The sequence below is a fragment of the Moritella yayanosii genome, assembly GCF_900465055.1.
In the GTDB taxonomy this organism is placed as follows: domain Bacteria; phylum Pseudomonadota; class Gammaproteobacteria; order Enterobacterales; family Moritellaceae; genus Moritella; species Moritella yayanosii.
In genome coordinates this window covers 846,109-858,648 of record NZ_LS483250.1, presented here as the reverse complement: position 1 = coordinate 858,648, position 12,540 = coordinate 846,109, and the positions used below count along the sequence as shown (strand labels likewise).

Genomic DNA, 12,540 nt, shown 5'->3' with positions numbered 1-12,540 from the left:
CAATAATGAATGATTTTAACATGGAGGTTAACGGCAATATTATTGCTGGTTTACAATATGGAGACAGCTCTAAACCCGTGTTGCTTGCTGTACACGGTTGGTTAGATAATGCGGCCAGTTTTATCCCGCTCGCAGAAGCGTTAAAAGACAGTTTGGACGATGGTTCTCTACCCTATCAATTAATTGCGATTGATTTACCTGGTCATGGACTTTCTACCCATAAAGTCGGGCATTATAACTTTATTGACTGGGTCGATGATTTATACCAGATTATTAAATCTCAACGTTGGGGTCCTGTTACTATTATAGGGCATTCAATGGGAGGAATGATCTGTTCTATTCTTGCCGCTACTTTTCCAGAGTTAGTAACACGTGTTGTATTAATTGAAGGCTTGGGTGCTATTTCAGCAGAAGCAGAGCAAACAGTGAACCAATTACGTAAAGGCATAGAAAGTCGGGCTATTTACAATAAAAACAGCAACCAAAGTACGAGTCGTAAAAATAATGCTTTAACGTTGGAAAAGATTGTGAAAGCCCGCTGTTTCGTTTCAGATTTAAATGAAGAACATGCAAAATTGATTTGTAACAGAAATTTAACCATTAATGAAAATGGCGTTAGTTTTTGTTCTGACCCTAAGTTGAAAGTTCGTTCATTAGTGCGTTTGACAGAACCTCAAGTAATTAATATTTTATCTTCTATATCAACGGTATGCTTGATTATAATTGGCGATAAAGGATATCCCTTAATTAATCAGAGCTTAAATTTAGCACTCTTTTGTAAAGCCAATTTTAATATTCTAAAACTCTCAGGTGGGCATCATGTTCACATGGATAATGCTGCTGAAACCGCAAGCGTTATCGTTAAATTTGTTAATAATTAACTATAATGGTTTATTTGACAGCTAAAAATAAGATTATTGTCATCTAATTCTAAATTAGGAAGCTTTAAATAAACGCCTAATGTCGATATTTCATTTGTTAATTGAGTGTTAATCAATTAAGATCCATTCACAATACATAATTTCATCAATGGCAATTTATTATTAAGGGATTAATAATAAAGCCATTGTGTTGTTAAATTAAAAAGTTAAATAAAAGGAGTGTTAAGGTGGAAAAGGTTTGGTTAAAGAGATACCCGGAAAATGTTCCCGCAGAAATTGACTTTGGTTCATTTCGTTCTTTAAACGATATATTCGATCAAACAGTTCAAAAATATGCAGATAAACCTGCATATGTAAATATGGGTTGTTCATTGACCTATGGTGAACTCGAAGATAAATCTCGTGCTTTCGCTGCTTACCTTCAAAACGAGCTTAAATTAAGTAAAGGCGACCGTGTCGCGTTAATGATGCCAAACTTACTGCAATATCCAATCGCGTTGTTTGGTGCATTACGTGCAGGCATGGTTATTGTTAATGTCAATCCTTTATATACACCGCGTGAGTTGAAGCATCAACTAGGTGACTCAGGCGCAAAAGTCATTGTGATCATTTCAAACTTCGCTAGTGTGTTAGAAAAAGTAATTAAAGATACAGCTGTTGAGCATGTGATCTTAACGCAATTAGGCGACCTTTTTTCTCCTGTAAAAGGCGCTATCACGAACTTAGTTGTTAAGTATGTGAAGAAAATGGTACCTAAGTTTAGCTTACCAAATTCGATTCCATTCAACCGTGTATTGAGAAAAGGTCGTTCATTACCGTTTACCAAAGTTGAAACTGGCTTTGATGATATTGCGTTCCTTCAGTATACAGGAGGTACGACGGGTGTATCAAAAGGTGCAATATTAACGCACAAAAATATGCTTGCTAACGTATTACAGGCAGAAGGTGCATACGGTAGTATTATTAACCCTGGTACTGAAACCGTTATAACGGCATTACCGCTGTACCATATATTTGCATTAACAGTGAATGGCTTATTGTTCTTCTTGAGCGGTGGTAAAAATGTTCTTATTACCAACCCTCGCGACCTCCCAGCGTTAATCAAAGAAATTGACGACCATAAACCAACTGCAATTACAGGTGTGAACACCTTGTTTAATGCGCTTGTAAATGATGAAACATTCGCAAAGATTGATTTTTCTGGATTGAAATTATCAGTTGGCGGCGGTATGGCTGTTCAACGTTCAGTCGCTGAAAAATGGAAGAAGATCACAGGCAATCACTTACTTGAAGGTTATGGTTTAACGGAATGTTCACCGCTTGTAACGGTAAACCCTTACGACTTATATGAATATAATGGTTCTATTGGTCTACCTGTGGCATCAACAGAAGTTCGTATTATTGATGACGAAGGTGGTGTATTAACAAAACCAGGTGCAGTAGGCGAAATGCAAGTGCGTGGTCCTCAGGTTATGCAAGGCTATTGGCAGCGCCCACAAGATACAGCAGACGTGATTACGGCTGATGGCTGGCTAAACACGGGTGATATCGCTCGTATGGATGAAATTGGTTTTTTCTACATCGTGGACCGTAAAAAAGATATGATCCTTGTTTCTGGCTTTAACGTATTCCCTAACGAAATCGAAGACGTACTAACATTAAACGACAACATTCTTGAAGCTGCGGCTATTGGTGTGCCTCACGAATCATCAGGCGAGACAGTTAAGATATTTGTTGTTAAAAAAGGTGAGATTTCGAAAGATGAAATCATTGCTCATTGTCGAGAACATCTTACTGCTTATAAGATCCCACGTATTATCGAATTCCGCGATGAATTACCAAAGAGTAATGTGGGTAAAATCTTACGTCGTGAATTGCGTGATTAATCATTAATCTAATTTAAAGACATAAAACACTTATAATTTGTCATATATTTCGCTAAAATTAAGCCACTTTCTAAATTGTAAGAAAGTGGCTTTTTTTTGAGGTTATAAGTGGAATATATTTTAGTTGAAGATCAAATGACATTGCAGAAGATGATAGCGCAATGTTCGAACGTTGAAGTGTTAGCAATCGACACTGAATTTATCAGACAGCGTACTTATTACCCCATTCTTGGATTGTTTCAGCTATATACGGGCACCGAAACTTATTTAGTCGATCCTATTGCCGTCGAAGACCTCAGTTCTTTATGGCGACTTCTTGATCGCCAACCTGTCGTACTTCACGCTTGTTCTGAAGATCTCGATGTATTCATGACTGTGGCAAATAAAATCCCAGATTTTTTCCATGATACCCAAATCGCTGCAGCATTTTGTGGCCTTGGTTCTTCTCTTGGTTTTGGCGGTTTAGTTGCTGAATTCCAAAAAATCACTTTGGATAAAGGTGAATCACGTTCTAATTGGTTAGCGCGTCCGTTAACAGAGAAGCAATTAAGTTATGCCGCAGCTGATGTTTATCATTTATTACCTTGCTGGAATGAATTACAAGCTAAACTTAACGAGTTAGGGTATTACGATTATTACTTACAAGAATTAGATAATTTACGCCGTCGTAAAATGCAAAATAAAAATCCTAAAACGGTGTATAAGCAATTCAAAAACGCATCTTTCTTGTCTCCTCGTCAACTTGCTACTTTACAAGCGTTAGGTGAATGGCGTGAAAATAATGCGGTAAATCGTGATATGGCAGTAAACTTTGTTGTCAAAGAAGCACACATTCTCGAAATCGCAAAGCAGCAGCCAAAATCATTACGAGATTTAAATAAGCTTGGATTATTACCAATAGAAATAAAACGCCATGGTAAACAAATAATTGAAATGGTAAAACAAGTTGAGTTACTCTCTGATGATCAGTTACCGCAACCATTGACACGTATTTCTGACTACCCTGGTTATAAAAAGATTGTCCAATCGATACGAAATAAAATTGCGATTGTCGCTGAAGCTAAAAATATTCCAGCCGAATTAATTGGCTCAAAGAAAATTATTAATGAGCTATTAAATTGGTGTTGGAAATTAACAACTGAAGAGCGCGAAGTAGGGGATAAACCTATTATGTTATGTAATTGGCGTGCAGAACTTATTGGCAACACTATCTTTGAAAGTTTAATGGCCAATAAATGAAAATTAAGCAAGTGCCGATCATTTTCAGCACTTGCTTAATTATTTTTATTTTTCAGAAAGAGTCACGTTCAATTCTAACACAGAAAGATTGTCTTTTTGGTCAAGTTTAACATGAACTTGGTCAGAGGTGATTGCAACATATTTTTTAATCACTTCAAGTATATCGTGTTTCAATTGTGGCAAATAATCTGGAGTATTGTCACGTAAACTACGTTCATGCGCAATGATAATCTGTAACCGATCCTTCGCTAGATTTGCTGAACTTGCATCTGGTTTAGACGAACGAAAATAATCAAGTAACGCCATTTTAACCTCCAAAAATTTTGCTTAAAAAGCCTTTTTTTTCTACTTCAAGAAAGCGAAATTTGCGCTCTTCACCAAGAATCCGAGCAACTGTATCAGTATATGCTTGTCCAGCATCACTTTCAGTATCTAGGATCACAGGTCGACCACAGTTTGACGCTTTAAGTACGGCACTTGATTCCGGGATGACCCCTGCAAGTGGTATCGCCAAAATTTCAGTAATATTCTCAACACTCAGCATATCACCACGTTCTACACGCTCAGGAACATAGCGTGTAATGAGCAGGTGCTCTTTAATCGGTTCAAGCGCGAGTTCAGCACGACGTGAACGGCTTTGCAGCATGCCGATGATACGGTCTGAATCACGCACTGACGATACTTCAGGATTTGTTGTGATAATTGCAGTATCAGCGAAGTATAACGCCATCATCGCACCTGCTTCGATACCTGCAGGTGAATCACAGATAATATAGTCGTGATTTTCTGCAAGTTGCTCTAAAACCTTACCCACACCTTCTTTTGTCAGTGCATCTTTGTCACGTGTTTGTGACGCGGGTAGGATATTAAGGTTATCTACATGCTTATCTTTGATTAATGCTTGAGATAGGTTTGCTTCACCATTGATCACATTAACGAAGTCATAAACCACGCGGCGTTCACAACCCATGATTAAGTCTAGATTACGTAGACCGATATCAAAATCGATAACAACAGTTCTTTTCCCTTGTAGTGCTAGCCCAGTAGCAATTGCAGCGCTGGTAGTTGTTTTACCTACACCACCTTTACCCGAGGTGACAACAATAATTTCAGCCATTTTAATTCCTTGAATTTAATCGAACTTTGTAATTTCTAATTTGTTATTAATACACTTAATTTGTGCTTGAGCATTTATGAATTCAGCCTGGACTGCATCACTTAAAATGTAAGTACCATTTATGGACAGTAACTCAGGGTCTAATTTATTACAAAATATTTGTGCACTTTCATCACCTTTTGCGCCCGCGATTGCTCTGCCACGTAATGCGCCATAGATATGAATTGAACCGTCTGCGATCACTTCTGCCCCGGCACTTATATTACCGAGTACTGTTAATGATGCATTCTGAGCGTAAACTTGTTGACCTGAACGTATCTGTCCTTTGTGAACTATGGTCTTTGTTATCGATTTTTCAACAATGACCGTCTGAATTTCTGGTTTTATATCTGCAGTAGGCACTAATTTAGTAGCTGTATTTTTGGCAGTATTTGAAATTACTGAAAGACCGGACTCTCGAACGGTTAGTTTTTGTTCCGCAGTCTGGCAACCTTCGATACCAACGAGGTTCATCCCATTTTGAGTGATAATTTGTTGAATTGTCTTAAAATCGATGTTTTCAACAAGGTTGGCAACATTAACCACAACGGGAGCAGATTTAAAAAATGCGGGTGCTTGGCCTACTTTGTCGGCAATAAAGGTGTGCAGATTAGCCATAGCGGCATCATTTTCGATATGAATCACCGAAAGTGTAAAACTTGTTCCTTTAAATATTATCGACTGTTCTGCCATCATTATTTCCTGGTTGCTTAGTTTTTATGCCTGTTTCAGCATTTATCGTTATAGCACTTAGATAAATCATTATGCCATGTTATATTTTACTCGTAAAATAGGCAAGTTCATTACTTAAGAGAAAAACAATGCTTTGTTCAATTTATAAGACAAATAAAAAAGAAGGGATGTATTTATTTATATCTCGTCGTGAAGATTTTAGCCAAATACCAGAAACTTTATTAGAAATGTTCGGTCAACCTAAGTTAGTTGTGACGATGAATTTGACAGAAAAACGAACGTTGGCTTTTGCTGATACAAAAAAAGTATTAGACAATTTAACATCGGAAGGGTTTTATCTGCAAATGCCGCCACCACCAATCGATCATTTAGTAGAATATAAAAAATGGCGTGATAGAAATAAATAGATGAAATGCTATTTGAACGTCGTTATAAGGAGATAAAATGAAATTAGCAGGATTGGTATTATTCGCTTTAAGTTCTTCAGTGGTATCAGCTAAACCGACATTTGATGAGTATTTATCTACCTTACGTACGGAGTCAGAAACACTTGGATTGAGTTCGGATACGCTTGATGACGCGTTTGCTTCTATCCGATACCGTAAAAAAACCATTGTGCATGATAACGCGCAACCAGAGCGTCAAAAGATTACGCTCGATGCATACATTCCCAGAGCTGTTCCTAAGTGGAAAATAGCGAAAGCACGTAGGTCATACGACCAGAATATCGAATTATTAGCGCGTATAGGTAAAGACTATGGTGTACAACCACGCTTTATTGTAGCTTTATGGGGTATTGAAACTAACTTTGGCAATTATACAGGCAACTTTTCGACACTTTCTGCGTTAGCTACCCTTGCTTATGATGGCCGACGCGAAACGTTTTTTAAGAAGGAATTTTTTGCGGCATTAAAAATTATTGATGAAGGACATATTACCGCCGAAAATATGAAAGGTTCTTGGGCCGGCGCGATGGGGCAGGTTCAATTCATGCCAACATCCTTTAATGCATATGCTGTTGATTATAATAACGACGGTAAAAAAGATATCTGGAATAGCAAAGCAGACGCATTAGCTTCTGCTGCAAATTACCTTAAACAAGCAAAGTGGGACGATACTTATACTTGGGGTCGACAAGTAACACTGCCAAAAGGCTATGATGCTAAGATTTCAGGATTAAAACTGACCAAGACGCTACCAGAATGGCAAGCGCTAGGGATAAGAACATTTGAAGGTAAATCATTACCAAACGTTGTTCTTGATGCGTCACTGATCATGCCCGATGGTGAAAATGGTCGTATCTATTTAGCTTACAACAATTATAAAAGCATAATGCGTTGGAACCGTTCAGATTATTTTGCAACTTCCGTCGCATACTTATCAGATGCGATCAAATTCAGGGACTGAAATGCTTGATTCTCTTTATGAACACCAAACCATAGATAATAAGCCACTCGCACTGCCAGTTGGTAAAGTTGTTTGTATCGGACGTAACTACCTTGATCATATCCGTGAACTTGGTAATGACGTACCCGAACAAGCATTGCTTTTTATTAAACCTTCCACCTCATTAGTTGCACTCGATAAACCGTTGCAACTTCCGATTGATTTAGGGGCCTGCCATAATGAGTTAGAAGTGGCATTATTAATTAAGTCTCCAATAACGAAAGGAACACCGATTGTACTTTCTGAGTTAATCTGGGGCGTTGGGTTAGGGCTTGATCTGACGCTACGTGATTTGCAATCATTGCTTAAAGCCCAAGGACATCCTTGGGAAAGAGCGAAAGCGTTTGATCATGCTTGTCCGGTTACTCCGTTTATCCCACTTGCAGAATTTGAAAATGTGCATAACCTTGATTTCACGTTGTCCGTCAATGATCAGTTAAGGCAGCTGGGATGTACTGCTAATATGATGCGTTCTATTGAGTCATTGCTGACCGAGATTACGGCATGTTTTACCTTGTTACCCGGTGATATTGTATTAACCGGCACGCCCGCAGGGGTAGGGGTACTTAATTCAGGCGATAAGCTTGCATTAACACTTACAAACCGTTATAAATTCGGCTGCGAGTTCATTTAGAGATTATTTACATGGTAGAAAAATTTTGGCAGACTAAAACACTCGCTAAAATGACAGGTTCAGAGTGGGAATCACTCTGTGATGGATGTGGTAAGTGTTGTTTACATAAGATCATTGATGATGAATCAGAAGAAATTCATTTTACCAACGTAGCTTGCGAATTATTAAACACTAAAACATGTCGCTGTAAAAAATATGAAAAGCGATTTAAGTACGTTTTTGATTGTTTTAAAGTCACACTAGATGATATTGATGCATTCCATTGGCTACCAGAAACATGTGCTTACAAGCGTATTTTAGAAGGGCGTGATATACCTGAATGGCATCCATTACTCACGGGGAGTCAATCAGAGATGCACAAGCTAGGTTATTCGATTCGTGGTAAAGCGGTTGCCGAATCACAAGCAGGTGATTTAGAAGACCATATCATCACGTTTAAATTATAATTTAGGAGATATTATGTCTAAATCTGTTCATGGTAGAGAAGTCGTTGCACTATTAGCAGCAAAAGTTGCGGGTATAGATCAAGCTGCGTTACTTGCGTTGATAGAGCAAGAATACCCACTGGATTTATTCCATACATGCAAAGTGAAAGGCATGGATAAAAACCAAATATTAGCCAACATGATGGCTAAAGGTCGTATTGTAGAGCTGAATGGTATTTTAACAGCTCAAACAAGTTGCGGTTGTAAGAACAAATAAAATTAAAGGGGCTTAATCGCTCCTTTAATTTACTCGTGTTTTAATGCTTATTCGTTAATATCACTATTGCAAACTTAGACCATCATGCATATTGTTATATGTTAATTCAAAACATCTTACTTTAATTAAACACTTAGACAGTCAATAATCTAAGCATTAAACTTCAATGATTTCTTAGCAAGTTAATTGAGTGCTTCTAACAAGTCACCAATCTTTTCGATCTGTATTATCTTAACACCACTACTTTCCATCGACTTATGATAGTTAGCTTTAGGGATATATATCACTTCAAAACCGTGTTTGATTGCTTCGTTGACGCGAGGAACACCACCATTAATTGGTCTAACCTCGCCACTCAATGATATTTCCCCCATAAAACAATGTTTACGAGACATTTTTTTATCATTCAGTGAGCTAATAAGTGAAGCGGCAATAGCCAAATCAGCACTAGTGTCAGTTTCTGGTAATTTTAAACCGCCAACTAGGTTAACATAAATATCATGGTAGAGTTTAATCCGCCCGTGTTTACGTAGAACGGCTGTTATCATCTTCAAACGGTTGAAACTAAGACCAATACTGACACGTTGTTGATTTTCAGCTTCACATTCTGAAACTAAGCACTGTACTTCAAGTAACAAATTACGATTACCATCACGTATGCAAGTAATCGCCGAGCCTGCTACTTTCTCGTCAGCACCAGACAGGAATAATTTACTGGGATTATCAACAGACAGCATGCCTTTACTGTGCATTTGAAAAATGCCAACTTGGTCTACATCACCAAAACGGTTTTTACTCGCGCGAATAGTACGAATAATACTGTCGTTAACTTCAATGTGGAGTAGGGTATCAACGATATGTTCGAGCGTTTTAGGACCAGCCAAGTCACTGCCTTTTGTCACATGGCCAACAATAATTAGCGTGATACCGTGTTGTTTAGCAAATCGACTGAGCTCTTGTGCGCAGCCTTTCACTTGGCTGACGGAACCGGCACTACCATTACAATGTTCACTTTCTAGCGCTTGAATGGAATCGATAATTAAAAATTTAACTTTTGATTCGAGTGCGCGTGCCATAATATTCGAAACGATATATTCAGACATAAGAAGTAAGTTGTCTTCAACAAAATCAATTTTTAAACGTTCTATCGCACGAGTTTTGAACTGTTCTAAACTTTCTTCTGCTGTGCAGTACATCGAAACCATCTGTTTGCTGATATTTGCAGCGAGCTGTGTCAATATTGTTGTTTTTCCGGAACCTGGATCACCAGAGATTAATACAATAGAGCCTACTGTAAGGCCATTACCAAGCACACGGTTTAATTCACCTATTTGGGTATTAATTTTGTTTAATTCAACATGCGATACTTCTGACATTTTTTTAACAGTATTGCCGATTGTACCAGCATAACCACCTTGAGATGCAATTGCTCGTTGTTGGCTAGGTAATGTTGCTTCTTTGAATTCAGCTAATGTATTCCATGCTTTACAAGCGTTACACTGGCCTTGCCAACGAGGGAAGTTAGCGCCACATTCGGAACAGAGGAAACTTATTTTTATTTTTGGAGTTTTGGCCATGACTTAACTATAAAAAGATACTCATGCGATAATGATAGCATGAGTATCTGGATGTATATACAGTTATTGATGCCGCTTGATTATATTACAAACTCTTTTTCGCAGGTAATACGGCATTCGCTAAGATCATGCCAGCGATGATTGCAATGAAGATCATAAATACGAAACTGCTGTCATTAGTATTATTTAATATTTGATGTCCTGAGATGTAAGTGTTCAAGTCCATGTAGGTACGACTGCCAGGTACTAACAATACAATACCTTGAATTAAGACAATCGATGCGGGTCTGTTTTTAATAATGGCATAGATATTACTGAAAAGACCTACAGTAAACGACCCCACAAAGGTACCCAGTGTAAATCCCAAATATTGTGCGGCAAAGGTACTGACAACATATGCAATCAGGCCCGCTATAATACCCCAAATCATATCTGATTTGTGTACATTAAAGGCAACAACAAGTCCTGTTGAGAGCGCAATAACCGCAATATAGTTTTTCCAATCAGGTAATGCGTAGCTCATATCTAGTACAAGCGGATCGGTTGTCCATATCAGATTCCCTAAAGTAATACCGAGTAATGCGCCGAAATACAGCTTGAACAACAGCATTGTTGCATCAACTAACTTTGATGTACCTGATACCAGATCTTTATTTACAATTTCACTTAGTGCTACTGTAAGTGCGAGTCCGGGAATAAAAATGATAACCGAAGACAAAATCACAAAAGGTACATTGATGTGAAAGCCAAGACTTGCGACGAAGCAGGCTAGAATAGCGGAAATAAACGGCGCGAAAAACTCCACAATTGACGCTAGACGGAGAGAATTAGCTGATAATTTATATAATACAAACACCAGGAACGAAAATAAGAACGAACTGATGATATCTAAACTCGACGATGACAATAGCATAGCAAACGCACCGCCGGTTACACACCAGCCTAGTGCTTCTGTTTTAACGCCATAAAAACCAGGTTGTTGTTTTGCTTCAATTAACAATTCGATAGCTTCATCGAGAGTCACCCGTGAATCAACAACTTTTTCGACGATTTCGTCAATAACAGCCAATTTCCCAAGATCATTTCCAGAGGGCTGAACACGAGCAATATGTGTGCGTTGATCATCTGGATCACTCGAAAAAATGAAGGTAAAAGCCGTGGGTGTGACAAGGAAACTTGCTTCAATATTCCAGAATTTTGACAAATTCAATAAATGGTTTTCAATTCTGTAACTCGTCGCACCACAACGATGTAATGCAAGGCCAAGTTTAATAATAAAGTTTATTTGCAGTTTATGGGTTTGACTGGGCATGGTTATATTACTGAAAAGTAAAAAATAATGCCTATTTTAGTTCTATTTAAGTTAATTTGTTAGCTAAATTGTGGGGTATTTTTAATTAAATTGAAATTTGTTAATATATGGTTAATCAAAAAGTTATTTAAACAGTGCGAGCTGGCTTATGGATCTAAAACTTTGGAATGTATCTTCTAATTTACCTCGATAATATATGAGTAACCACTTATATTGTATTAACGGCTTCAAAAGGGTTTTTTATGTCTAAAGTAATTACTGCAGCAAAACAAGTATGGTCTGCCAAAGATCAAATCACACGTAATATCTGGTTAGCAGGTTTAGGTGCCTACGATAAAGGTTATGAATCTGCATCTAACACTATGACTAAAAGCCATTCTATATTTGACGAACTCGTCGAACGTGGCCGCAAGTTAGAGGCGGATACGACACAGACTATCTCGTCTAAAAAAAACAAATTAGCATCGATTAGTCAAAATGCGACAAATGCTTTACAAGATAAAGTTCAAAGAGCAGTTTCAAATTTAACGCATATTGATGCTAATACTTTCGATAACATTATTGATAAAATTGAACAAATCGAAATTGCACTTGCTGATGCTAAAACTGAACAAAAAAATGTAATGGCTACAGAGATTGAAGCTGTACAAGAAGTAATTGAAAAAGTCGAGCTAGCTGCAACAGTAACTGCTGAAATCACGACCGCTGTTGACAAAGTGACGGAGGGAGTGACTGCAATCACTACCAAAGTTACTCCCGTTATCGTTAAACCAGTAGTAACAGAAGTTGTTGAGAAAGTGACCGTAGTTAAGCAACATACAAAAAAAATAACTAATCGCCGTGTTAAAAAAAATGTAGCTAAAAAGAAATCGTAATATAAAAACGGTTATTTTGGTAGTAATGGCGACAAGCCTTTACTACCGATTTAATGCTTAGAGTACACTTGTCGTCTTTTATTTTCAAGTGTCCCAAAGTCTAACATCCAGTCACATAATTCGTTATAATCATCTGAAT

General features: G+C 37.7%; 14 protein-coding genes. 9 read left to right on the top strand and 5 right to left on the bottom strand.

Going from position 1 to position 12,540, the window contains the following annotated elements:
* Positions 1–5 precede the first annotated feature (5 nt).
* From MORIYA_RS03835 to rnd, 3 genes are all read left to right on the top strand, one after another.
* Entirely contained in the window at positions 6–881 is an 876-nt protein-coding gene (locus MORIYA_RS03835) for an alpha/beta fold hydrolase (protein ID WP_112712852.1), read from the top strand.
* Positions 882–1,108: 227 nt separating this feature from the next.
* Positions 1,109–2,767 carry a long-chain-fatty-acid--CoA ligase FadD gene (gene fadD / locus MORIYA_RS03830; protein ID WP_112712850.1) on the top strand — a complete coding sequence of 553 codons (1,659 nt, stop codon included), beginning with the start codon at positions 1,109–1,111 and terminating at the stop codon, positions 2,765–2,767.
* Positions 2,768–2,875: 108 nt separating this feature from the next.
* Positions 2,876–4,006, top strand: coding sequence for a ribonuclease D (gene rnd / locus MORIYA_RS03825; protein ID WP_112712848.1), 1,131 nt, complete (start codon positions 2,876–2,878; stop codon positions 4,004–4,006).
* A gap of 45 nt (positions 4,007–4,051) precedes the next feature.
* Here the strand turns inward: rnd and minE are convergent, their stop codons facing one another.
* Genes minE through minC form a run of 3 tightly spaced genes read right to left on the bottom strand, consistent with a single transcriptional unit; the run spans position 4,052 to position 5,858 of the window.
* Entirely contained in the window at positions 4,052–4,312 is a 261-nt protein-coding gene (minE, locus tag MORIYA_RS03820) for a cell division topological specificity factor MinE (RefSeq protein WP_112712846.1), read from the bottom strand.
* Between the two features lies 1 nt (position 4,313).
* Positions 4,314–5,123, bottom strand: coding sequence for a septum site-determining protein MinD (gene minD, locus MORIYA_RS03815; RefSeq protein ID WP_112712844.1), 810 nt, complete (start codon positions 5,121–5,123; stop codon positions 4,314–4,316).
* Positions 5,124–5,138: 15 nt separating this feature from the next.
* Positions 5,139–5,858, bottom strand: coding sequence for a septum site-determining protein MinC (minC, locus tag MORIYA_RS03810; protein WP_232011498.1), 720 nt, complete (start codon positions 5,856–5,858; stop codon positions 5,139–5,141).
* Positions 5,859–5,983: 125 nt separating this feature from the next.
* Here minC and MORIYA_RS03805 point away from each other — a divergent pair, with 125 nt between their 5' ends.
* From MORIYA_RS03805 to MORIYA_RS03785, 5 genes are read left to right on the top strand one after another with little or no spacing between them, the layout of a single operon-like run.
* Positions 5,984–6,262: a YcgL domain-containing protein gene (locus MORIYA_RS03805; protein WP_112712840.1), complete on the top strand. Its 279-nt coding sequence runs from the start codon at positions 5,984–5,986 to the stop codon at positions 6,260–6,262.
* Between the two features lie 37 nt (positions 6,263–6,299).
* Entirely contained in the window at positions 6,300–7,262 is a 963-nt protein-coding gene (locus MORIYA_RS03800; RefSeq protein ID WP_112712838.1) for a lytic murein transglycosylase, read from the top strand.
* A gap of 1 nt (position 7,263) precedes the next feature.
* The gene (locus MORIYA_RS03795; protein ID WP_174216895.1) at positions 7,264–7,935 is read left to right on the top strand and encodes a fumarylacetoacetate hydrolase family protein; all 672 of its coding nucleotides are present in this window, start codon (positions 7,264–7,266) and stop codon (positions 7,933–7,935) included.
* An 11-nt stretch (positions 7,936–7,946) separates the two neighbouring features.
* The gene (locus MORIYA_RS03790) at positions 7,947–8,381 is read left to right on the top strand and encodes a YcgN family cysteine cluster protein (RefSeq protein WP_112712834.1); all 435 of its coding nucleotides are present in this window, start codon (positions 7,947–7,949) and stop codon (positions 8,379–8,381) included.
* A 13-nt stretch (positions 8,382–8,394) separates the two neighbouring features.
* Complete coding sequence (locus MORIYA_RS03785) at positions 8,395–8,637, top strand: DUF2492 family protein (protein ID WP_112712832.1); 243 nt, start codon at positions 8,395–8,397, stop codon at positions 8,635–8,637.
* A 182-nt stretch (positions 8,638–8,819) separates the two neighbouring features.
* On the opposite strand, the gene radA is transcribed toward MORIYA_RS03785, so the two are convergent.
* Together radA and MORIYA_RS03775 are read right to left on the bottom strand one after the other, a co-directional pair.
* On the bottom strand, positions 8,820–10,214 hold the full coding sequence (radA, locus tag MORIYA_RS03780; RefSeq protein ID WP_112712830.1) for a DNA repair protein RadA: 1,395 nt from the start codon (positions 10,212–10,214) through the stop codon (positions 8,820–8,822).
* A gap of 85 nt (positions 10,215–10,299) precedes the next feature.
* On the bottom strand, positions 10,300–11,526 hold the full coding sequence (locus MORIYA_RS03775; RefSeq protein ID WP_112712828.1) for a threonine/serine exporter family protein: 1,227 nt from the start codon (positions 11,524–11,526) through the stop codon (positions 10,300–10,302).
* Positions 11,527–11,768: 242 nt separating this feature from the next.
* Here MORIYA_RS03775 and MORIYA_RS03770 point away from each other — a divergent pair, with 242 nt between their 5' ends.
* Positions 11,769–12,401: a phasin-related domain-containing protein gene (locus MORIYA_RS03770; RefSeq protein ID WP_112712826.1), complete on the top strand. Its 633-nt coding sequence runs from the start codon at positions 11,769–11,771 to the stop codon at positions 12,399–12,401.
* Positions 12,402–12,540: the final 139 nt, after the last annotated feature.